The sequence below is a fragment of the Superficieibacter sp. HKU1 genome (genome assembly GCF_029319185.1).
Taxonomy (GTDB): Bacteria; Pseudomonadota; Gammaproteobacteria; order Enterobacterales; family Enterobacteriaceae; genus Superficieibacter.
Genome location: NZ_CP119754.1, coordinates 920,757 through 943,971, shown reverse-complemented (window position 1 = coordinate 943,971; position 23,215 = coordinate 920,757). Strand labels below are relative to the sequence as shown.

Annotated in this window: 21 protein-coding genes; 6 read left to right on the top strand and 15 right to left on the bottom strand. The window is 54.3% G+C overall.

Annotated elements, in window-relative coordinates:
- From mraY to leuO, 11 genes are all read right to left on the bottom strand, one after another.
- The gene (gene mraY, locus P0H77_RS04575) at positions 1 to 1,083 is read right to left on the bottom strand and encodes a phospho-N-acetylmuramoyl-pentapeptide-transferase (protein ID WP_276163770.1); all 1,083 of its coding nucleotides are present in this window, start codon (positions 1,081 to 1,083) and stop codon (positions 1 to 3) included.
- Positions 1,077 to 2,435, bottom strand: coding sequence for a UDP-N-acetylmuramoyl-tripeptide--D-alanyl-D-alanine ligase (murF, locus tag P0H77_RS04570; RefSeq protein WP_276163769.1), 1,359 nt, complete (start codon positions 2,433 to 2,435; stop codon positions 1,077 to 1,079). Before murF ends, mraY begins: the two co-directional genes overlap by 7 nt.
- On the bottom strand, positions 2,432 to 3,919 hold the full coding sequence (gene murE / locus P0H77_RS04565) for a UDP-N-acetylmuramoyl-L-alanyl-D-glutamate--2,6-diaminopimelate ligase (RefSeq protein WP_276163768.1): 1,488 nt from the start codon (positions 3,917 to 3,919) through the stop codon (positions 2,432 to 2,434). Before murE ends, murF begins: the two co-directional genes overlap by 4 nt.
- Positions 3,906 to 5,672, bottom strand: coding sequence for a peptidoglycan glycosyltransferase FtsI (locus P0H77_RS04560; protein ID WP_276163767.1), 1,767 nt, complete (start codon positions 5,670 to 5,672; stop codon positions 3,906 to 3,908). The genes murE and P0H77_RS04560 overlap by 14 nt, the downstream gene beginning before the upstream one ends.
- Before the next feature lie 14 nt (positions 5,673 to 5,686).
- Entirely contained in the window at positions 5,687 to 6,052 is a 366-nt protein-coding gene (gene ftsL / locus P0H77_RS04555; RefSeq protein ID WP_276163766.1) for a cell division protein FtsL, read from the bottom strand.
- The gene (rsmH, locus tag P0H77_RS04550; RefSeq protein ID WP_276163765.1) at positions 6,049 to 6,990 is read right to left on the bottom strand and encodes a 16S rRNA (cytosine(1402)-N(4))-methyltransferase RsmH; all 942 of its coding nucleotides are present in this window, start codon (positions 6,988 to 6,990) and stop codon (positions 6,049 to 6,051) included. Before rsmH ends, ftsL begins: the two co-directional genes overlap by 4 nt.
- A 2-nt stretch (positions 6,991 to 6,992) precedes the next feature.
- Complete coding sequence (gene mraZ, locus P0H77_RS04545) at positions 6,993 to 7,451, bottom strand: division/cell wall cluster transcriptional repressor MraZ (RefSeq protein WP_276163764.1); 459 nt, start codon at positions 7,449 to 7,451, stop codon at positions 6,993 to 6,995.
- A gap of 613 nt (positions 7,452 to 8,064) precedes the next feature.
- Complete coding sequence (cra, locus tag P0H77_RS04540; RefSeq protein WP_276163763.1) at positions 8,065 to 9,069, bottom strand: catabolite repressor/activator; 1,005 nt, start codon at positions 9,067 to 9,069, stop codon at positions 8,065 to 8,067.
- A 173-nt stretch (positions 9,070 to 9,242) separates the two neighbouring features.
- Complete coding sequence (ilvN, locus tag P0H77_RS04535) at positions 9,243 to 9,734, bottom strand: acetolactate synthase small subunit (RefSeq protein ID WP_276163762.1); 492 nt, start codon at positions 9,732 to 9,734, stop codon at positions 9,243 to 9,245.
- 2 nt (positions 9,735 to 9,736) lie between these two features.
- On the bottom strand, positions 9,737 to 11,461 hold the full coding sequence (gene ilvI, locus P0H77_RS04530; RefSeq protein ID WP_276163761.1) for an acetolactate synthase 3 large subunit: 1,725 nt from the start codon (positions 11,459 to 11,461) through the stop codon (positions 9,737 to 9,739).
- Positions 11,462 to 11,831: 370 nt separating this feature from the next.
- Positions 11,832 to 12,776, bottom strand: coding sequence for a transcriptional regulator LeuO (gene leuO / locus P0H77_RS04525; RefSeq protein ID WP_276165045.1), 945 nt, complete (start codon positions 12,774 to 12,776; stop codon positions 11,832 to 11,834).
- 797 nt (positions 12,777 to 13,573) lie between these two features.
- On the opposite strand from leuO, the gene leuA reads away from it, so the two are divergent.
- Genes leuA through leuD form a run of 4 tightly spaced genes read left to right on the top strand, consistent with a single transcriptional unit; the run spans position 13,574 to position 18,256 of the window.
- A complete protein-coding gene (gene leuA / locus P0H77_RS04520; RefSeq protein ID WP_276163760.1) occupies positions 13,574 to 15,145 on the top strand; it encodes a 2-isopropylmalate synthase in 1,572 nt (523 codons plus the stop codon).
- Entirely contained in the window at positions 15,145 to 16,236 is a 1,092-nt protein-coding gene (gene leuB / locus P0H77_RS04515) for a 3-isopropylmalate dehydrogenase (RefSeq protein WP_276163759.1), read from the top strand. Before leuA ends, leuB begins: the two co-directional genes overlap by 1 nt.
- A gap of 2 nt (positions 16,237 to 16,238) precedes the next feature.
- A complete protein-coding gene (leuC, locus tag P0H77_RS04510; RefSeq protein ID WP_276163758.1) occupies positions 16,239 to 17,639 on the top strand; it encodes a 3-isopropylmalate dehydratase large subunit in 1,401 nt (466 codons plus the stop codon).
- An 11-nt stretch (positions 17,640 to 17,650) separates the two neighbouring features.
- Positions 17,651 to 18,256 carry a 3-isopropylmalate dehydratase small subunit gene (gene leuD / locus P0H77_RS04505; protein ID WP_276163757.1) on the top strand — a complete coding sequence of 202 codons (606 nt, stop codon included), beginning with the start codon at positions 17,651 to 17,653 and terminating at the stop codon, positions 18,254 to 18,256.
- 63 nt (positions 18,257 to 18,319) lie between these two features.
- Here leuD and P0H77_RS04500 read toward each other — a convergent pair whose 3' ends face one another.
- Positions 18,320 to 18,472 (bottom strand): Hok/Gef family protein, encoded by a 153-nt coding sequence (locus tag P0H77_RS04500; RefSeq protein ID WP_276163756.1) that lies wholly within the window; start codon positions 18,470 to 18,472, stop codon positions 18,320 to 18,322.
- A 307-nt stretch (positions 18,473 to 18,779) separates the two neighbouring features.
- Here P0H77_RS04500 and aroD point away from each other — a divergent pair, with 307 nt between their 5' ends.
- A complete protein-coding gene (gene aroD, locus P0H77_RS04495; RefSeq protein ID WP_276163755.1) occupies positions 18,780 to 19,535 on the top strand; it encodes a type I 3-dehydroquinate dehydratase in 756 nt (251 codons plus the stop codon).
- Positions 19,536 to 19,597: 62 nt separating this feature from the next.
- Here the strand turns inward: aroD and P0H77_RS04490 are convergent, their stop codons facing one another.
- The 3 genes from P0H77_RS04490 to sgrT form a co-directional block, all read right to left on the bottom strand.
- Entirely contained in the window at positions 19,598 to 19,750 is a 153-nt protein-coding gene (locus P0H77_RS04490; protein WP_276163754.1) for a Hok/Gef family protein, read from the bottom strand.
- A gap of 234 nt (positions 19,751 to 19,984) precedes the next feature.
- Entirely contained in the window at positions 19,985 to 21,163 is a 1,179-nt protein-coding gene (locus P0H77_RS04485; protein WP_276163753.1) for a sugar efflux transporter, read from the bottom strand.
- A gap of 122 nt (positions 21,164 to 21,285) precedes the next feature.
- A complete protein-coding gene (gene sgrT, locus P0H77_RS04480; protein WP_276165044.1) occupies positions 21,286 to 21,471 on the bottom strand; it encodes a glucose uptake inhibitor SgrT in 186 nt (61 codons plus the stop codon).
- 88 nt (positions 21,472 to 21,559) lie between these two features.
- Here sgrT and sgrR point away from each other — a divergent pair, with 88 nt between their 5' ends.
- Positions 21,560 to 23,215, top strand: a complete 1,656-nt coding sequence (sgrR, locus tag P0H77_RS04475; protein ID WP_276163752.1) for an HTH-type transcriptional regulator SgrR — start codon at positions 21,560 to 21,562, stop codon at positions 23,213 to 23,215.

Here is a 23,215-nt window from a genome sequence, read left to right as displayed (position 1 = left end):
TTAACGTACCTTCAGCGTTGCCAGGCCAATCAGCACCAGCATCAGCGAAATAATCCAGAAGCGCACAATGACACGCGGTTCCGGCCAGCCTTTCAGTTCATAGTGGTGGTGAATAGGTGCCATACGGAAAATACGCTGGCCGCGCAGTTTGAACGAGCCGACCTGCAGGATCACCGACAGGGTTTCCACCACGAAAACGCCGCCCATAATCACCAGCAAAAATTCCTGGCGCAGCAGTACGGCAATAATGCCCAGCGCGCCGCCCAGCGCCAGCGAGCCGACATCGCCCATGAAAACCTGGGCCGGATAGGTGTTAAACCACAGGAAGCCTAATCCCGCGCCGACAATGGCGGTACAGACAATCACCAGTTCACCCGCGTGCCGCAGATAGGGAATATGCAGGTAGTTTGCGAAGTTCATATTACCCGTCGCCCAGGCGACCAGTGCGAAACCCCCGGCGACAAAAACGGTCGGCATAATCGCCAGACCATCCAGGCCATCGGTCAGGTTAACGGCGTTGCCGGTACCGACGATGACGAAATAGGCCAGCAAGATGTAGAGAATCCCCAACTGCGGCATGACATCTTTAAAGAACGGCACGACCAGTTGAGTGGCTGGCGTATCATTACCCACCAGATACAGCGCAAATGCCACGCCCAGGGCGATTATCGACATCCAGAAATATTTCCAGCGTGCGATGAGCCCTTTCGTATCTTTGCGCACCACTTTGCGGTAGTCATCGACAAAGCCGATGATGCCGTACCCCACCAGTACCACCAGGACACACCAGACATAAGGGTTGGACGGATAGGCCCACAGCAGCACGGAAATCACGATTGAGGTGAGGATCATGATCCCGCCCATCGTCGGCGTGCCGCGTTTACTGAAGTGGGATTCCGGACCGTCGTTACGGACAACCTGACCAAAAGAGAGCTGTTGCAGGCGGGCGATCATGCGCGGGCCCATCCACAAGGAGATGAATAGCGCGGTCAGCAGGCTGACAATGGCGCGAAACGTCAGATAGGAAAAGACGTTAAAGCCGGAATAATATTTGACCAAATGCTCGGCCAGCCAAACTAACATGTCCCGTTCTCCTGTAGTGCGAGTACCACCTCTTCCATGGCGGCGCTACGTGAACCCTTCACTAAAAGGGTAATAATCTGCTGTTCTGCGATCAGTTCTTTCAGGCGCGTGATAAGCGCGCGCTTATCGGTAAAATGCTCACCCACGCCGCTGGCCTGGCTGATGGCCTGGCTTTGCTTCCCGACGCTGATGACCCGATCGATTCCAGCCGCTTTTGCTGCTTCACCCACCTGCACGTGACAGGCTTCGCTTTCATCGCCCAGTTCGGCCATATCGCCGACCACCATCACGCGGTAGCCGGGCATTTCGGCCAGCACCTGCGCGGCAGCGGTCATCGAACCAACGTTCGCATTGTAGGTGTCATCCAGCAGGAGCTGATTTTCAGCCAGCTGCACCGGGAACAGGCGGCCCGGCACGGCCTGTAACGTTGCCAGCCCTTTTTTGACCGCCGGTAAATCTGCACCGACCGCCATCGAGAGCGCCGTTGCCGCCAGCGCGTTGGCAATGTTGTGCCGCCCGGGCAGCGGGAGTAAGACATCAATATTGCCGCCAGGCGTTTGCAGCGTGAATTCAGTGCCGTGAGAGGTCACATGGATATTCGTGGCGGTAAAATCGCTGTTGGCCGCATTCGGCGAGAAGCGCCAGACTTTGCGATCGCCGATGATGCTTTGCCAGTTCAGCCAGTCGTTATTATCGGCATTCATGATGGCGATACCGTCAACCGGCAGACCGCTGTAGATTTCGCCTTTCGCTTTTGCCACGCCCGCCAGCGAGCCAAAACCTTCCAGATGCGCGGCGGCCAGATTGTTGACCAGCGCCGCTTCCGGCTGCGTCAGCCCTACGGTCCAGGCGATTTCGCCCTGATGATTGGCCCCCAGTTCAATGACTGCGTACTGATGCTCCGGCGTCAGGCGCAGCAGCGTCATCGGCACGCCGATGTCATTGTTGAGATTTCCGGCGGTATACAGCGTATTGCCGCACTCGCTGAGAATAGAGGCGGTCATCTCTTTGACCGAGGTTTTACCGGAGGAGCCGGTCAGTGCGACAACGCGCGTCGGCACCTGCTGACGTACCCATGCCGCCAATTCGCCAAAGGCCCGGCGGGTATCGTTAACGATCAACTGTGGCAGGTCGATATCCAGCTGGCGACTGACCAGCAGCGCCCCTGCCCCACTCGCTTTGGCTTTATCAGCAAAGTCATGCGCGTCAAAACGCTCGCCTTTCAGCGCGACAAACAGACAACCTGGCGCAATCTTGCGGGTGTCAGTGGTGACGGCATCAATCTTGACATCGCCGCCCTGTAACGTGCCTTTCAGAACGGAGGCCAGCTGGCTCAGCGTGACGTTAATCATGCGATCGCTCCCAGCAGACGCGCTGCGGTGACGCGATCGGAATAGTCCAGACGGCGAGTGCCAACGATTTGATAATCTTCGTGACCTTTTCCGGCCAGCAGCACGACGTCATTCTCTTTGGCCTGCATGATGGCGTGCGTCACCGCTTCAGCGCGACCTTCCATCACTTTCGCCCGGCCCGCGTCGAGCATTCCGGCCAGAATGTCATTGATGATCGCGCGGGGTTCTTCGGTGCGCGGATTATCGTCTGTGACCACCGGAATATCGGCAAACTGTTCGGCAATCGCGCCCATCAGCGGACGTTTGCCTTTATCGCGATCGCCGCCGCAGCCAAACACGCACCACAGTTTACCGGTGCAGTGCAGCCGTGCCGCGGCCAGCGCTTTTTCCAGTGCATCGGGCGTATGGGCGTAGTCAACCACCACGGTCGGTTTACCCGGCGCGCTGAACACTTCCATGCGCCCACAGACCGGCTGTAAACGCGCAGCGGTGTTCAGCAGATCGCTCAGCGGATAGCCCAGCGCCAGCAGGGTTGCCAGCGCCAGCAGCAGGTTGCTGACATTAAACTCGCCCATCAGGCGGCTTTCAATTTCACCTTTGCCCCAGTTGGAGTCGAAGCGGATGGTAGCGCCACTGTCGTGGTAGTCCACATCCACGGCTTTCAGCCAGCGGCCATGGCAGTTCGGGTTAATATGATCGCCCATGGCTACCGCCACGGCATCCGGCAGTTTAGCCAGCCAGCGGCGTCCCACCTCGTCATCGGCGTTCACAATGGCCTGACCAAAGTGATGGGTGGAATAAAGCAGCCATTTCGCCGCTTCGTAGTGCTCCATATCACCGTGATAATCAAGGTGATCGCGGCTTAAGTTGGTAAATACCGAGGCAGCAAATTTAAGCGCTGACACACGGTGCTGTACCAGCCCGTGCGATGACACTTCCATGCCGGCAAAGGTGGCGCCCTGCTCGACCAGGCCGGCCAGCACCTGCTGAACATCCACGGCTGATCCGGTGGTATTTTCCGTTGGGCTCACTCTGCCCAGCAAACCGTTACCGACGGTTCCCATCACCGCGCTGGTTTCGCCCAGTAACTGACTCCACTGAGCCAGCAGTTGCGTGGTAGTGGTTTTGCCGTTCGTGCCGGTGACGCCCACCAGACGCAGTTGTTCAGAAGGCTGATGGTAAAAACGCCCTGCCAGCGCAGAGAGGCGTTCGTTAAGCTGACTGAGATAAATAACCGGTACGCCGTGCATTTCACGGATCTCACCATCGGTTGCCTCATCTTTTGCTTCAGCAATAATGGCAGCCACACCTTGCGCTATCGCCTGCGGGATATATCGACGCCCGTCCGCCTGATGACCCAATACCGCAACGAAAAGATCGCCCGATGCCGCCGTGCGGCTATCGAGCGTCATTTCCCGCAGCGCCCGCGCAGGCAGTCCAGCTACCCACGGAGCAAGAAGGTCGCGCAAATTACGATCTGCCACCTGTACCCTCGCCTTGATTAGTTACGAATTCACTTTTTTCACCCGTTGCCAGCGCATCCGGTTCAATGTTCATGGTGCGCAATACGCCGCCCATGATGGCACCGAACACCGGCGCGGAAACGGCACCGCCGTAATATTTACCTGCCTGCGGGTCATTAATGACCACCACCAGCGCAAAACGCGGCTGGCTGGCTGGCGCGACGCCCGCGGTGTAAGCAATGTATTTGTTAATGTACCGGCCATCGGGCCCGACTTTTTTCGCCGTACCGGTTTTGATTGCGATGCGGTAGCCTTTGATAGCTGCCTTAACGCCGCCGCCGCCGGGCAGCGCCACGCTCTCCATCATATGTACAACGGTGCGTACGATAGATTCCGGGAAGATACGCTCGCCGGGAACCGGAGGGTCAACTTTGGTGATCGACAGCGGACGATAGACGCCGTAACTGCCAATCGTTGCGTAGACTCGCGCTAACTGTAACGGGGTTACCATTAGCCCGTAGCCGAAAGAGAAGGTGGCCCTCTCTATGTCAGACCACCGTTGTTTTTGAGGATATAAGCCACTGCGTTCTCCGACCAACCCCAAATTGGTCGCTTTTCCCAGCCCAAAACGTGAGTAAGTATCTACTAACGCTGAGGACGGCATCGCTAACGCCAGCTTGGAAACACCGACGTTACTCGACTTCTGCAATACCCCGGTAAGGGTGAGTTCGCTATAGCGCGCCACGTCTTTAATTTCATGACCATTGACGCGATAGGGAACGGTATTCAGGACGCTGTTTTCACGCACCACGCCGCGCTGTAGCGCGGTCATGACCACCATTGGCTTCACGGTGGAACCCGGCTCGAAGACGTCGGTGATGGTGCGGTTACGCATCACATCTTTCGCCGTTCCGCTCAGATTGTTTGGGTTATAGGAAGGACTGTTGGCCATGGCCAGCACTTCGCCGGTATTGACATCCACCAGCACCGCACTGCCTGACTCAGCTTTGTTAAAGGCCACGGCATTGTTCAGCTCACGATATACCAGCGCCTGCAGACGTTCATCAATGCTCAGCGCCAGGTTATGGGCGGCCTGGCTGTCGGTTGAAGAGATATCTTCAATCACGCGTCCGTAGCGGTCTTTACGCACAATGCGCTCGCCCGGCTGGCCGGTAAGCCATTTATCGAAGCTGTTTTCCACGCCTTCGATACCCTGACTGTCAATGTTGGTAAAACCAATGAGGTGAGCAGTCACTTCGCCGGACGGATAATATCGACGCGACTCTTCCCGCAGATGAATACCCGGCAATTTGAGTTTCTTGATGTAATCGCCCAGGTCCGGGTTGACCTGGCGCGCCAGATAGATAAAGCGTCCTTTCGGATTGGCGTTAACCCGCGCAGAAAGCTGATCGAGCGGCATTTTCAGCGCATCTGACAGCGCTTTCCAGCGGCCATCGAGGGTGATCCCCCCGGCGTCGTGCAGTTCTTTAGGATCGGCCCAGATCGCTTTTACCGGCACGCTGACCGCCAGCGGTCGCCCGGAACGATCGGTGATCATGCCGCGTGATGTAGAAACTTCCTGCACGCGCAGCGAGCGCAAATCACCCTGACGCACCAGCATATCCGGCGCGATAATCTGTAACCAGGCGACGCGACCGAGCAGAAAGCCCAGCGCCACCAGAATGCAGCCGCACAACAACGCAAAACGCCAACTGATAAAGTTGGCTGGTTCGTCCTGGCGTTTTAACTTAAGCGTCTTAGCCGCTGCTTTCATGCGTTACACTCGTCCTATTTCTGTACCACGATATTTTCTTGCGAAGGATCAACATGCTGCATTTGCAGCTTATCCGTTGCGATCCGCTCAACCCGGCTATGATCGCCGAGCGCATTTTCTTCGAGGATCAGGTTGCGCCATTCGATGTCCAGCGCATCCCGCTCTACAACCAGCTGCTCGCGCTGCGCGGTGAGCAAGCGCGTATGGTGTGCCGTCGTGACGACCGTAATCGCCGTGATGATGATGCAAATGAACAGACAGAGCGGCAGCTTACCGAAACGCAGGAGATCGTTGCCGATCACGCCAGGCAGCGCATGACGCTCATTGCCTGCTAACGATCCCTTCACTTTGCCTAAGGCTTCTGTCACTCTGACGATCATGCATTCGTCCTTTCTGCGATACGCAGCACTGAACTACGGGCGCGTGGGTTTTCTGCCACTTCGTCTTCGCCCGGCATCAATTTGCCTAACGCCCGGAGCTGGCGACCGCCCAGCTTGCTGAGCTGCGCTTCGGTCATCGGTAGCCCCGCCGGAACCTGCGGACCACGACTTTGCTCACGCATAAAGCGTTTTACGATGCGGTCTTCCAGCGAGTGAAAGCTGATAATGGAAAGACGTCCGCCCGGAGCCAGCACCTCAATCGAACTTTTTAGCGCCTGCTCGATTTCTTCCAGTTCGCTGTTAACCCAAATACGCACCGCCTGAAAAGTACGGGTCGCAGGATGTTTGAATTTGTCTTTCACCGGCGTTGCCGCCGCCACGACTTCCGCCAGTTCTTTGGTGCGGGTCATCGGTTCGAGACGGTTACGCTCGACGATGGCGCGAGCGATACGCTTAGCAAAGCGTTCTTCGCCAAAGGTTTTCAGTACCCAGGTGATATCAGCTTCTTCCGCTTTTAACAGCCATTCGGCAGCGGATTGTCCGCGGGTAGGATCCATACGCATGTCCAGTGGACCGTCGCGCATAAATGAAAAGCCACGCTCAGCATCATCAAGCTGGGGTGATGAGACGCCAAGATCGAGCAGGATGCCGTCGATCTTGCCAATAAGCTCGCGCTCGCTCACGTACTCTGCCAGTGCAGAGAACGGACCATGGATAATGGAGAAACGAGGATCGTTGATGGCTTGCGCAACGGCAATTGCCTCGGGATCGCGATCGATCGCCAGCAGGCGTCCCTGCGGCCCAAGCTGGCCGAGGATCAGACGTGAGTGCCCGCCGCGCCCAAAGGTGCCATCAATATAGATACCTTCCGGACGAATGTTGAGACCGTTAACGGCCTCGTCCAGCAGTACCGTTGTATGTTTAAAATTTTCCATCATTTTTATAAGGATAAGTCCTGCAATCGCTCCGATAACTCTCCGGTCGCGGATTGCTCAGCGTCGATATCTTCCCTGACACGTTGATACCAGGCCGTTTCGTCCCACAATTCAAACTTGTTGAACTGTCCAACCAGCATCACTTCTTTGGTCAGTCCGGCGTGTTGCCGTAAAACCGGCGCTATCAATAAACGGCCAGCGTTGTCCATCTGACATTCGCTGGCATGTCCCAAAAGCAAACGCTGCACGCGGCGCTCAAGGGGATTCATGCCCGACAAGCGAGACAATTTACGCTCGATAATTTCCCACTCGGGCAATGGGTAAAGCAGCAGACAAGGGTGATGGAGATCAATGGTGCATACCATTTGACCGGAGGCGCTTTCAATCAGCGTATCCCGGTATCGGGTAGGAACGGACAACCGCCCTTTGCTATCAAGATTGACCTGTGCCGCTCCACGGAACATGCCCGCTCACCCCTTCTCGCCACTTTATCCCACAAATTCCCACCAGAGGGAGTTTACGGAGCGGAGGAAAAGCTTGTCAAGCCAGCAAAAACCTTAGGGCGAGTAAAAAACACCCTCCTGGAAGGTAATAATGGCTTTGATTAAATATCGAACAATATGTGAGGCAAATTAACGCTATGAATATTTGTAAGAAAAAAACGACATCTTTCCTTTCGGAATGGAAGAGTTCGATCTTATCAGGGGAAAATATAAAGTGTCAGTTTGCGACGCGAGCGGCATTTTAGGACATTCTTGCTGTTGTTAACAGCACATCCTGGTGATTCAGGCTATACAGATGCCTTCTGCTGCGCACTATTCATACGGTTAATTGGTCAGGCCAGGTTCAATGACATTGCCAGGGACGATTCGTGTAACAAATTAATACAATAGAAATAGAATTTTACGTATAAAGAAAAGATCGGGCGCATTTCCTGGCCCAATTAAAAAGCGAATAACCTGCACGGGCAAAAATAAGGATTTATCTGAAAAGCAATAACGTAAGGTAAAGGCGATGAGACGGGAGCAAGAAACGATGTTGATGGCCCGGCAGCATTGCCGCCGGACCTTTACGGATTTAATGCCGACTTAAGACGCCACGACGGTAGAGATTACGCCGGATACGACTCAGTCCCGGCTTCGGTTTACGCGGCTCATCAAGACTTGCCAGCACAATTTCCAGCACCCGTTCCGCGACGTCGCGATGACGCTGGGCCACAGCCAGCACGGGGCACTGAAGAAAATCGAGCAGTTCGTTATCGCCGAAGGTCGCAATCGCCAGATCGGACGGCAGTTTACCGTCGCGACGCAGGGTCACATCCATCACGCCCTGCAGGAGCGCAAAAGAGGTGGTGAACAACGCCTGCGGCATCGGATGCGTTTCCAGCCATTTTTCAAAAAGCTGCGCTGCGGCTTCCCGCTCATAGCTATTGGCATATAAATAATGCACCTCACGCGGATCGTCTTTCCAGGCGGTACGGAAGCCCTGCTCCCGCAGGAAGCTGACGGAAAGCTCCGGCAGCGCGCCGAGGTAAATCACGGTTTCCGCCGGGAAAGTCCGCAGTTCCGCGGCCAGCATTTCCGCATCATCCTGATCCGCACCAACGACGCTGGTAAAGTGCTCACGATCCAATGCACGATCTAACGCGACAATGGGAAAGGTGTCGTTCGCCCAGCGCTGATAGAACGGGTGTTCGGGCGGTAACGAGGTAGAAACGATAATGGCATCAACCTGACGCTGTAACAGATGTTCAATACAGCGCATTTCGTTATCAGGCTGATCTTCCGAGCAGGCAATCAACAACTGGTAGCCGCGCTGGCGAGCCTGACGCTCAAGATAATTAGCGATGCGAGTGTAGCTGGTATTTTCCAGATCCGGGATCACCAGACCAATGGAGCGGGTGCGTCCTGCGCGTAGCCCTGCCGCCACCGCATTCGGGTGGTAGTTGTGCTCGCGAACAACGGCCATGACTTTTTCGACGGTTTTGTCGCTGACCCGGTACTGTTTTGCTTTACCGTTGATCACATAGCTGGCGGTAGTTCGTGAGACGCCGGCAAGCCGGGCGATTTCATCCAGTTTCACAATTGCCCCTTAAGAGAAAAGATACTCCATAACCTTTTTAAGGTTAAATTCCTTAACATGCTAAGCGCAGAATAATCACATGGGCAACCGCTTTTCTATGCGCTCGTCCCGGTTTTCGCAAAAAAAAGCCCGACCAGCGCATGTCGGGCTTCCTGCCAGGTCATTTTTTTACTTTAACGCATGATTTTATCGCCGCGTGACAACCCGACAATCCCGGAACGCGCTACTTCGACAATCCTGGCGACATCGCGCAGCGTCGCCAGAAAGGCGTCCAGCTTATCGCTGGTTCCGGCCAGTTGAACCGTGTAGATCGAAGGGGTAACGTCAATGATCTGACCACGGAAGATTTCCGTATTGCGTTTCACCTCTTCACGACCGTAGCCGCTGGCCTGCACTTTCACCAGCATAATTTCTCGCTCCACGTGCGGCCCCTGCCCCAGTTCATTGACGCGCAGCACGTCCACCAGCTTATGCAGCTGTTTTTCGATTTGCTCAATGGCCTTTTCATCGCCGACGGTCTGAATGGTCATGCGTGAAAGGGTGGGATCGTCTGTGGGAGCCACGGTTAAGCTTTCGATGTTGTAACCGCGCTGCGAAAAGAGACCAATCACGCGCGACAGTGCGCCAGACTCATTTTCCAGTAAAACCGATAGTATCCGGCGCATAATCAGGTCCTCTCCGTTTTGCTCAGCCACATCTCGTCCATTCCCCCGCCGCGGATCTGCATCGGGTAAACATGCTCACTGCCATCAACGGTTACGTCGACAAACACCAGCCGCTGATTGCGTACCTGCTCCAGCGCCTGCGCAAGCTTCGCTTCCAGTTCATGTGGATGGTTAATCTGGATGCCAATATGCCCATAGGCTTCTGCCAGGCGTACGAAATCCGGCAGCGACTGCATATAAGAGTGCGAGTGGCGGCCGGAGTAGATCATGTCCTGCCACTGTTTGACCATGCCGAGATAGCGGTTATTAAGATTGAGCACCAGCACCGGCAGATCGTATTGCAGCGCGGTTGAAAGCTCCTGGATGTTCATCTGGATGCTGCCGTCGCCGGTCACGCAAACCACCGTTTCATCCGGCAGCGCCATTTTCACACCGAGCGCCGCCGGGAGGCCAAATCCCATCGTGCCGAGACCGCCTGAGTTGATCCAGCGGCGCGGTTTATCGAACGGATAATAAAGCGCGGCAAACATCTGATGCTGGCCGACATCGGAGGTGACATAGGCTTCACCTTTTGTCAGACGCCAGATCGTCTCGATCACCGCCTGCGGTTTAATGCTTTCGCTCTGCGTGTCGTATTTCAGGCACTGACGGGCACGCCACTGCTCAATGTGCTGCCACCAGTCGCGGATCTCATCCAGCGGCTGAGCCGTATTCTCCTGCTCCAGCAGTTCGAGCATCTGTTCCAGCACCCGGCCGGCGTCGCCAACGATAGGAATATCAGCCGCCACGGTTTTTGAAATTGAGGTCGGATCGATATCAATATGCAGCACGGTGGCGTCAGGACAGTATTTCGCCAGGTTATTGGTCGTTCGGTCGTCAAAGCGAACCCCAACGGCGAAAATCACGTCCGAATGATGCATCGTCATATTAGCTTCGTAGGTACCGTGCATCCCCAGCATGCCCAGCGCCTGACGATGCGTGGCGGGAAACGCGCCCAGCCCCATCAACGATGAGACTACCGGCAGATTGAGCTTTTCAATCAATACGCGCAGTTGCTCATGGCATTCGGCATTGATTGCCCCGCCGCCCACGTAGACCACCGGCTTTTTCGCGGTGATAAGGGTTTGCAGCGCGCGCTTGATTTGCCCTTTATGTCCGGACGTCGTGGGGTTATAAGAACGCATGCTGACCGATTCCGGCCAGACGTAAGGCAGTTTATTGGCAACGTTGAGGATATCTTTCGGCAGATCAACCACCACCGGCCCGGGACGGCCGCTTGCCGCCAGCCAGAACGCTTTTTTCAGCACGCCCGGAATATCTTCTGTGTGCTTGACCAGAAAGCTGTGCTTCACCACCGGACGGGAAATGCCCACCATGTCACATTCCTGGAATGCATCGTAGCCAATCAGCGATGAGGCTACCTGTCCGGAAAGGATGACCAGCGGAATGGAATCCATATAAGCGGTGGCAATGCCGGTAATCGCATTGGTCGCACCGGGACCCGAGGTCACCAGCACAACCCCCACTTCTCCGGTGGCGCGAGCCAGGCCGTCAGCCATATGCACCGCTGCCTGTTCGTGGCGCACCAGAACATGATCGATCCCCCCCACCGTATGCAGGGCATCATAGATATCGAGGACCGCGCCTCCGGGATAGCCGAATACCTGCTTTACGCCCTGATCGATAAGCGACCGGACGACCATCTCGGCTCCTGACAACATCTCCATGGTTTGCCTCCAGGCTTTTGTTTTTAATCAATGGCGGAATTCATTTCCCTGCGAACGCCAGTGCTCACTCAGAACTTTCACGTTTCTCTAACATAACCGCTTGATATGAGGCAGGCAATGAATTAGCGGGTGGCAATATGAGGTATGAAAAGAGGAAATAACACGAACAAGGGGAAAAACGGAGTAAAGCTCGGATAATGAGAAAAGGGAATGTGCTTTACTCGACAGATCAACAAAAATACAGGAAATCATCCATTTTTTGCATTCGGTCAGCGCATCGCAAAGTGCGCTAACAGAGTAATATTCTAAAAAAATTACGATAAAAAGAATAAACCGGACCTGTGCGTCCGGTTTATTTCAGGCGTGAAGATTAACGGCGGCAGACGGAAATTAACAGCTCCTCCATCCACTGATGACCTTTATCACGGCCTGCGGCTTCATGCCATGAGAGGTAGCAGGTACGGCTGTTCAGCTTCAGCGGCAGCGGCTGAATTTGCAGTTCCAGCTTGCCGGCAAACTCTTCTGCCAGCCAGCGCGGGGCGATACAAACCAGGTCCGTTTTAGAGATAACGTTCAGCACGCTAATTAACGCCATGCCCTGGTAAGCAATACAGGACTGTTTATCCGGCGTGTCATACCACGGTGCGCTAAAAGAGGCGAAACGATCGAGGGCGACCACCGCATGCTCCTCGCGATAAATATCACTTTCCAGCAGCGGTCCTTTTAAACGCGGATGCGCTTTACTGGCCACTAATACCATTTCATCTTTAAACAAAGGTACGCAGGAAAACTCCGGACGGCGGAAATCTTCATAACCGATAACAAATTCCGTCTCCTGATAACGCAACTGATGCTCAGTATTTTGATTCAATGAAGATTTAAAGACTAAATGAATATTAGGTGCGATCTCTTCGACTTTATTGTAAATGATCGATGTCAGATAGTTATCAAGCGGACTACAAACGCAAAGATTGAAAATTCGCTCACTGCTCACAGGTTCGAAGCCGGAACCAGGCAACTCATTTTGTACCAGCTGCAGCGCCTGCCGCACGGATCCGAAAAGCTGGAAAGCCCTCGCTGTTGGCTGAATGCCACGCCCGTAACGCACAAAAAGCTCATCATTAAACATCACTTTAAGACGCGCCACCGCATTACTGACCGCAGGCTGAGACATACCCAACGTATGTGCAGCCCGCGTGATATTTTGCTCCTGCATAACTGCATCAAATACAGTGAGAAGATTGAGATCGACCATACGAAGCTGCGGCTTAATCTCTTCGCGGGTTTGAGGATGTTCCATTTTTTCAGCCTGCATATTTAACTCCACTGTCACACTAGTTCCCTTTGCCATTACGCAGCGATAAATCCTGTTAATATGATTTACCATGCATATAGAATTAGCAAAAGAGAAATATGGATTTTTAGGAATATATAAAGGTTTGCATGATAGAAATGGAGATAAAAACCAGGTTAAAAACGCTAAATTCTTATCCAAAGCATAACCGTTACTTGATGAATGTAGTTTAATCATAAACACCATCAATACACAATCAGCCATCTGGTTAATTACATTTTAAGTTATACTTACGTGTCCGATATTTTCACACTTTTATTTCACATTGCATTATCAAAAAGATCCTTAGTTCGCTAAAAACCACCATCAGCATTAGCAAATTACAGAAAAATCAACGAAATAAAAAAATATCTAAAAATATTAAATTGCAAAATTTGTTATCAATGTTGCATCTGTGATTTTATTGTCGGACAGCGACAGGATGGTAATTTCTTAAATCTTCCCTTTTCCAGCACAATTAGCTAAAGAATGCATTAGCGATAACGCGCAATGATGTCCATTTTCGGCCATAAGGGTTGACATCGTCCGGGCTATCCAGTACCACTAAAGGTATATCGTATTCATCTGGAGCATGGCTTAAATGATTTCCACTACTCGCTTCACCGGTCTACTACTACTAAACGCAACTCATCTGCGCGGTAGACTGGCGGGCGAAAATCAACATTAAGCCTCTTCAGTAAGATAAAAACCCGCGCCATTGCGCGGGTTTTTTTATGCTCGTAGCAAAGCGCCCCGGACAGACAACAAGGACCTAAACCATGAGCCAGCAAGTCATTATTTTCGATACCACCTTACGCGACGGTGAACAGGCGTTACAGGCAAGTCTGAGTGTGAAAGAGAAATTACAGATTGCACTGGCCCTCGAGCGTATGGGCGTTGACGTAATGGAAGTCGGCTTTCCGGTCTCCTCGCCCGGCGATTTTGAATCAGTGCAAACCATTGCACGTCAGGTCAAAAATAGCCGCGTTTGTGCGCTGGCACGTTGTGTAGAGAAAGATATTGACGTGGCAGCTGAGTCGTTGAGGGTTGCAGAAGCATTTCGGATCCATACTTTTATTGCGACCTCGCCGATGCATATCGCCACCAAGCTGCGCAGCACCCTGGATGAGGTGATTGAACGCGCAGTGTATATGGTGAAACGCGCACGCAATTACACTGACGACGTCGAATTCTCCTGTGAGGATGCAGGCCGCACGCCGATTGCCGATCTGGCCCGCGTTGTGGAAGCGGCGATCGACGCTGGGGCGAAGACTATCAATATTCCCGATACCGTCGGCTACACCATGCCGTTTGAATTTGGCGGCATTATTCAGGGTCTGTACGAGCGCGTGCCAAATATCGACAAAGCGATCATCTCCGTTCATACCCATGACGATCTGGGTCTGGGCGTCGGCAACGCGCTGGCGGCGGTGCATGCCGGGGCGCGTCAGGTTGAAGGCGCAATGAACGGCATCGGCGAGCGCGCAGGCAACTGCTCGCTGGAAGAAGTGATCATGGCGATTAAAGTTCGCCAGGACATTCTGAACGTACAGACGCGTATCAACCACCAGGAAATCTGGCGCACCAGCCAGATGGTCAGCCAAATCTGCAATATGCCAATCCCGGCGAATAAAGCCATTGTTGGCACCGGTGCCTTCGCCCACTCCTCTGGTATTCACCAGGACGGCGTGCTGAAAAACCGTTCTAATTACGAAATCATGACCCCGGAATCGATTGGCCTGAACCAGGTACAGCTGAACCTGACCTCCCGCTCGGGCCGTGCCGCCGTTAAACACCGGATGGATGAGATGGGCTATCAGGAAAGCGATTACAGCCTGGATAACCTGTACGACGCCTTCCTGAAGCTGGCGGATAAAAAAGGTCAGGTCTTTGACTACGATCTGGAAGCGCTGGCCTTCATTAATAAACAGCAGGAAGAGCCGGAACATTTCCGTCTGGACTTCTTTAGCGTCCAGTCCGGCTCGGCGGATATTGCCACCGCCGCCGTGAAATTAGGCTGTGGCGACGAGATCAAGGCTGAAGCGGCCAATGGCAACGGCCCGGTAGATGCCGTTTATCAGGCGATTAACCGTATTACCGGTTATGACATTGAACTGGTGAAATATAGCCTGACCGCGAAAGGCCACGGCAAAGATGCCCTGGGCCAGGTGGATATCGTGGCTAACTATAACGGCCGTCGGTTCCACGGCGTCGGTCTGACTACCGATATCATTGAATCCTCCGCCAAAGCGATGGTACACGTCCTGAACAACATCTGGCGTGCCGCCGAAGTGGAAAAAGAGTTACAGCGTAAAGCGCAAAATAAAGAGAACAACAAGGAAACTGTGTAATGTCGAAGAACTACCATATTGCCGTTTTGCCGGGTGATGGCATTGGCCCGGAAGTGATGGCGCAAGCCCTGAAAGTACTGGATGCGATCCGCAACCGTTTTAACCTGCGCATTACCACCAGCCACTATGATGTTGGCGGTATTGCGATTGACCGTCACGGCAACCCGCTGCCGCAGGCCACCGTCGCCGGTTGCGAGCAGGCCGACGCGGTATTATTCGGCTCCGTTGGCGGCCCGCAATGGGAACATTTGCCGCCTGCGCAGCAGCCGGAGCGTGGCGCACTGCTGCCGCTGCGTAAGCATTTCAAACTGTTCAGCAACCTGCGCCCGGCTAAGCTGTATCAGGGACTGGAGGCGTTCTGTCCGCTGCGCGCAGACATCGCTGCCAACGGATTTGATATTCTGTGCGTGCGCGAACTGACTGGCGGTATCTACTTCGGTCAGCCGAAAGGGCGCGAAGGCAGCGGCCAGCATGAAAAAGCGTTTGATACCGAGGTTTATCACCGCTTCGAAATCGAACGTATTGCGCGGATTGCGTTTGAGTCTGCCCGCAAGCGCCGCCATAAAGTCACCTCAATCGATAAAGCCAACGTATTGCAGTCATCTATTCTGTGGCGCGAGATCGTTAATGAAATCGCGGGCGACTATCCGGACGTTGAACTGGCGCACATGTACATCGACAACGCGACCATGCAGCTGATTAAAGATCCGTCTCAGTTTGACGTACTGCTGTGCTCAAACCTGTTTGGCGACATTCTGTCCGACGAATGCGCGATGATCACCGGCTCCATGGGGATGTTGCCCTCTGCCAGTCTGAATGAAGAAGGCTTTGGCCTGTATGAACCGGCGGGCGGCTCCGCGCCGGATATCGCCGGAAAAAATATCGCGAATCCCATCGCGCAGATCCTGTCGCTGGCGCTGCTGCTGCGCTACAGCCTGGACGCCGACGATGCGGCAAGCGCGATTGAACATGCGATTAATCGCGCGCTGGAAGAAGGCATCCGTACCGGGGATTTAGCCCACGGCGCGGCGGCTGTCGGTACTGATGAAATGGGTGACGTCATCGCCCGCTATGTGGCTGAAGGGGTGTGATCATGGCTAAGACGCTCTATGAAAAATTGTTTGACGCCCACGTGGTGTATGAAGCGCCAGACGAAACCCCGCTGCTGTATATTGACCGTCATCTGGTCCATGAAGTGACCTCGCCGCAGGCGTTTGACGGCCTGCGTGCGCATGGTCGTCCGGTGCGTCAGCCGGGTAAAACCTTTGCGACGATGGACCACAACGTCTCGACGCAAACCAAAGACATTAACGCTTCGGGCGAAATGGCCCGTATCCAGATGCAGGAGCTGATCAAAAACTGCAAGGAGTTTGGCGTTGAGCTGTACGATCTCAATCACCCTTATCAGGGCATTGTTCACGTCATGGGACCGGAACAGGGCGTAACGCTGCCGGGGATGACTATTGTCTGCGGCGACTCGCACACTGCGACTCACGGCGCATTTGGCGCGCTGGCTTTTGGCATTGGCACGTCAGAAGTGGAACACGTACTGGCAACGCAGACCCTGAAACAGGGCCGCGCAAAAACCATGAAAATTGAGGTTCAGGGCACCGCCGCGCCGGGCATTACCGCCAAAGACATCGTGCTGGCGATCATTGGCAAAACCGGCAGCGCGGGTGGCACCGGCCACGTGGTCGAATTCTGTGGCGATGCTATTCGCGCCCTGAGCATGGAAGGTCGGATGACCCTGTGCAATATGGCAATTGAGATGGGGGCCAAAGCGGGCCTGGTCGCGCCGGATGAGACCACCTTTAATTATGTCAGAGGGCGCCTGCATGCGCCGAAAGGTAAGGATTTTGACGACGCGGTAGCGTACTGGAAAACCCTGAACACCGATGACGGCGCGCATTTTGACAGCGTCGTTACGTTGCAGGCAGAAGAAATTGCGCCGCAGGTGACCTGGGGCACCAACCCCGGCCAGGTGATCTCCGTTAACGAGATCATTCCCGATCCCGCCTCCTTTAGCGATCCGGTTGAACGCGCCAGCGCCGAAAAAGCACTGGCCTATATGGGACTGAAACCGGGCATACCGTTGACTGACGTGGCGATCGATAAAGTGTTTATTGGATCCTGTACCAACTCGCGTATCGAAGATCTGCGCGCGGCGGCGGAAATCGCCCGCGGTCGTAAGGTGGCTCCTGGCGTTCAGGCGCTGGTGGTGCCGGGTTCTGGCCCGGTGAAAGCGCAGGCGGAAGCGGAAGGCCTGGACAAGATTTTCATCGACGCCGGTTTTGAATGGCGTCTGCCCGGCTGCTCCATGTGCCTGGCGATGAACAACGACCGCCTGAACCCCGGCGAGCGTTGCGCGTCCACCAGCAACCGTAACTTCGAAGGTCGTCAGGGTCGCGGCGGACGTACCCATCTGGTTAGTCCGGCAATGGCCGCCGCAGCAGCCATTTCCGGCCATTTTGCCGATATTCGCAGCATCAAATAAGGAAAAACATCATGGCAGAAAAATTTACGCAGCATACTGGCCTGGTGGTTCCGCTGGATGCCGCAAACGTCGATACCGACGCCATTATCCCAAAACAGTTTTTACAGAAGGTGACCCGTACCGGTTTTGGCGCGCACCTGTTTAACGACTGGCGTTTCCTGGACGAACATGGTCAACAGCCCAACCCGGAATTCGTGCTGAACTTCCCGGAATATAAAGGCGCGTCGATTCTGCTGGCGCGGGAAAACTTCGGCTGCGGCTCGTCGCGCGAGCACGCACCGTGGGCGCTGACCGATTACGGCTTCAGGGTTGTCATTGCTCCGAGCTTTGCCGACATTTTTTATGGCAATAGTTTCAACAACCAGCTGCTGCCGGTCACGCTCAGCGATGAACAGGTCGACGAACTGTTTACGCTGGTGCAGGCGAATCCGGGGATAACCTTCGAGGTGGATCTGGAAGCGCAGGTAGTGAAGGCGGGGGATAAAACCTACGGCTTTACTCTCGATGCATTTCGTCGCCACTGCATGCTGAACGGTCTGGACAGCATCGGTCTGACGCTGCAGCACGATAACGCCATTGCCGCCTATGAAAATAAGCAGCCTGCGTTTATGGGGTAAAAAGGGGTGCGTTGAGGCTACTCAAACTTCACGATCGGCGGGGATTACTCCCCGCCTGAGCTCTTAACGTTTAACTTCACAGGCCAACATCACCGTCAACTCTGTATTTCCCCGTTTCAGGTGCAGCTCACACAGCGTGTCGCGCACTATCCAGGTGAATATCAGCATGGTGAAACATACCACCATTAATCCATACAGCAGATTACGTTTCGGCATTCCGGCCTCCGTCGTTGCTTTACAGCAGTTAAGAGGCTATTCTCATGTTGTTCAGGCATGAAACTGGCCTCATTCGATTTATAGTCGGGTGGGGCTTTTCTCTGCATGCCATTCAGCCAGCGCTTCAGGCATACAGCCTCAAGCACCCGCCGCTGACTCTATTCCTGTCGTTACCCGCTGTAACCCCTGCCGTATATTTTTCACGAGTTGCCTTCCAGAATTTTTCTGCTTTTAAGGTTTTGTGCTTGAACGTGACTTCGGCTATCGTCACCATCAGAGAGGGCGATTGATGATGGCAGAAAATAAAATGGATAAATCGGTTAGCGTTAAAAATATTACCTTTCGCGAAGGAGAAACGCGTATTTGCGTCCCCCTGATAGGCAAATCTCTGGAAGAACTACAGCAGCGAGCGCAGGCTCTGACCGACGCGGGTGCCGATATTATTGAATGGCGCGTCGATCACTATGCCGATGTTGCCAGCCCGGAGCGGGTGATGCAGGCGCTACAGGCTATTCACCAGATATTAGCCCCGATACCGCTCATCTTTACGTTTCGCAGCAAAAAAGAAGGCGGAGAAAGCGAACTGCCCGATGAGGCCTACTTCGCTCTGAATCACCTGGCAGCGAGCAGTGGCCTGGTAGATATTATTGATATCGAACTGTTTAATGACGAGACGCGTATTCGGAAGGCCGTTGATGCGGCGCATGCGGCAGGGGTTAACGTCATTATGAGCAGCCATGACTTTGTGAAAACGCCAGCCAAAGAAGAGATTATCCACCGCCTGTGCCGGATGCAGGATCTGGGTGCCGACCTGCCTAAAATCGCCGTTATGCCGCAGTGTGCTGAAGACGTACTGCGACTGCTGGAAGCGACATTAACCATGAATCAACAGCATGCCACGCGCCCTGTCATCACCATGTCGATGGGTAAAATGGGCGGTGTCAGCCGGGTAACTGGTGGCCTCTTTGGTTCTGCAATGACCTTTGGTACCGCGGGTCAGGTCTCTGCGCCCGGGCAGATTGACATCGGTACTCTGCGTGAAATAATGTCGATTCTCTCGTGAAAAGGGTGCATTGAGGCTGCCTTAACATCACGATCGGCGGGGATTGCTCCCCGCCTGAGCTCTTAACGTTTCACTTCACAGGCCAAAATCGCCGCGAACTCTGTATTTCCCCGCTTCAGGTGCAGCTCACACAGCGTGTCGCGCACCATCCAGGTAAATACCAGAACGGTGAAGCACATCACCATTAATCCATACAGCAGATTACGTTTCGGCATTCCGGCCTCCGTCGTTGCTTTCCAGCAGTTAAGAGGCTATTCTCATGTTGCTTAGGCATGAAACTGGCCTCATTCGATTTATAGTCGGGTGGGGCTTTTCTCTGCATGCCATTCAGCCAGCGCTTCAGGCATACAGCCTCAAGCACCCGCCGCTGACTCTATTCCTCTCGTCGCCTGCTGTAATCCCTGCCGTGTCGTTTTTACGAGTTACCTTCCAGAAAATATATCCGGCATTTATCCCTCTTTCACCCGGCTGGTAATGCCTGTCGTGAGTAGCGAGATCGCCGCAATCGCCCAGTAGACCGCCGTATGACCAAAACTTTGCGCCAGCGCCCCCTGAATCATGCCCGCCAGGATCACGCCAGTTGAAATACTATTGGTAAATAATGTGGTCGCCGCCCCTGCCCGACCTGGCATCAGATCCTGAAACCACAGCATACCGATACCCGCCACAATGCCGATAAAGACCGCATTAAAGAGCTGGAGGATCAGTAATGCCTGCTGACTGTGAAAGAAAAGTAACCCGGCATAGAACAGCACCCCAGCCACGGTAGCAACCATCATCATTTTGCGTTTGCCGATGCGCTTAACGTAATAGCCTGCAATAATCATCGCCGGGATTTCCAGACCGGCCGCGGTACCCATCAATATTCCGGCCAGCTTATCTGGCAGGCCTAAATCCTGACTGATCCACAGCGGCATATCGATGATATACATGGTGTTACAGGTCCACATCAGCGTAGAGGCGATAAACAGCATGCGGACGTTGTTATTCCGCCAGCCGCTGACCTGCGTTATCGCCACATCGGCGGGCTGCTCGACTCTCTCTACCGAAGGTAGCATTAGCACAATCAGCGACAGGCTGATTAAAAAAAGGCCGGCGGCGACAGTGAACATGGTGGTAAAGCCATAATTCAGCGCCAGCATAAAGGCCAGCGGCGGGCCGATAACCCATGCCAGCGAGAGCTGCGCACGCATAACCGAGCTGAACATCACCACTTCACGCGCCGAATTATCGGCATATTCCCGGGCCAGCGCGAAAAGCTGTGGCATAGCCGTATTAGCCAGCGAAGCCAGCAGTACACCACAGGTGATCAGCGTCAGATAGTGACGATTGAAGGCGAACAACAGCGCGTTGCCCACCGCCATCAGGCAGCAAAACATAATTAATTTTCGCCTGTCGCCCCGGCTGTCGGAACGTTTTGCCAGCAAAAGACTGATCAGGATCCCGGCGATGGCGTTAACGGTATAAAATAGCCCAACCCAGAACGGTTCTGCTCCAACGTCACGGCTCAAAAACAGGCTCAGCGTGGGTGCCTGCAATGCTCCCGCAATGCCCATCATAAACGCTACGATCATAAATGCGGCATACACACCATTAAGCCGCCGTGCCATCGTCATTACCCAGAGCATGAAATATCCCTTACGCGCACAAGCAAAAATGAAAACGAAAAAAGCCAGCAGAAATAATCTGCTGGCGGGTGATATTACACCAATACTCAGTCACACATGATGTCTGCAAGTCAGCGATGCGTTCAGCGTTCAGGTAATGTTGCCTCCTGAGGATGAACAGAATCAGAGACCGGATTTGTAACGTCCCACTGCATCAGTTCTTCAAGCAACTTCAGTCGCTGCCGTGCGCTCTGACGGGCCAGCCAGGACACTTCCTGTGTTGCAATAAAATAGCGCAGGTAAAACTGACGGGTAGATAACCTCTGCATATTCCACCTCCTTGCTTCATCGCTGATGATTATTGGCTTAATATGGGGATAAATAAATTGCTGGGTTTTCATCAGGAGTTCCCCTTTTATGTCATCTGGCCGTCTGCAACAACAATTCATCCGCCTGTGGCAGTGCTGTGACGGCAAGTCGCAGGAGACCACCCTCAACGAGCTGGCGGAATTGCTGAACTGTTCGCGGCGTCATATGCGCACGCTGCTGAACACCATGCAGGCCCGCGGCTGGCTGACGTGGGAGGCCGAAGCCGGACGCGGCAAGCGGTCACGCCTGACGTTTCTCTATACCGGGCTGGCACTCCAGCAGCAGCGAGCGGAGGATTTGCTGGAGCAGGATCGGATCGACCAGCTGGTTCAACTGGTGGGCGATAAAGCCACGGTGCGTCAGATGCTGGTCTCTCATTTAGGTCGCAGCTTTCGTCAGGGACGGCATATTTTGCGCGTGCTCTATTACCGCCCGATGAAAAGCCTGCTGCCCGGTACCGCCCTGCGCCGCTCGGAAATCCATATGGCAAGGCAGATCTTTAATGCCTTAACCCGGGTAAATGAGGAAAATGGGGAACTGGAAGCCGATATTGCCCACCACTGGCAGCAAATTACGCCGCTGCACTGGCGCTTTTTTGTGCGCCCCGGTATCCATTTTCACCATGGTCGCGAGCTGGAAATGGAGGATATTATTACCTCCCTGCAACGAATCAATCCTCTCCCCCTCTTCTCGCATATCGTCAGTATTCAATCCCCTACCCCCTGGACGCTGGATATTCACCTCACCCAGCCCGATGACTGGCTACCCTGGCTTCTGGGGCATACCTCGGCAATGATCCTGCCGCGCGAATGGGAAACGATGAGCCATTTCTCGAGCCTGCCTGTCGGTACCGGCCCGTATGCGGTCGGGCGTAACAACCAGAATCAGCTTAAGATCCACGCCTTCGACGACTATTTTGGTTTTCGGGCGCTCATTGATGAAGTGAACGTCTGGGTACTACCGGAAATCGGCGAGGAGCCTAATGGTGGCCTGACGCTTCAGGGCACCACGCAGAGTGAAAAAGCGGTAGAAAGCCGTCTTGAGGAAGGATGTTATTACCTGCTATTTGACGCCCGTAGCCCGCGCGGCAGCAATCCAGCCGTGCGCCAGTGGCTGAGCCACCTCTTTCAGCCGGCGAATATGCTGTATCACGCGGGAGAACATTACCAGAGTACCTGGTTCCCGGCCTATGGCCTGCTGCCGCGCTGGCATCACTCGCAGAGTCGCGCCTGTGAAAAACCGGCGGGCCTGGAAACCATCACCCTGACGTATTATCAGGATCACGTTGAACACCGCATGATGGGCGGCATTATGAAGGCGCTGCTGGCCGAACATCAGGTGAAGCTGGAGATTCAGGAGCTGGAGTATGAAGAGTGGCATCGCGGCGAGGCGGTCAGCGACGTCTGGTTAAACAGCGCCAACTTTACCCTCCCCCTCGATTTCTCCTTGTTTGCCTATCTGTACGACGTACCGCTGATCCGCCATTGCATTCCGATTGACTGGGAGGAAGACGCCAGCCGCTGGCGCAGAGGCGAGTTAAATCCGGCCACCTGGAGCCAGCAGTTACAGGTGAATCAGAATATTGTGCCGCTGATCCATCACTGGCTGGTACTTCAGGGGCAGCGCAGTATGCGCGGCCTGCGGATGAACACCCTCGGCTGGTTTGACTTTAAATCCGCCTGGTTTGCGCCGCCGGAGCCATAA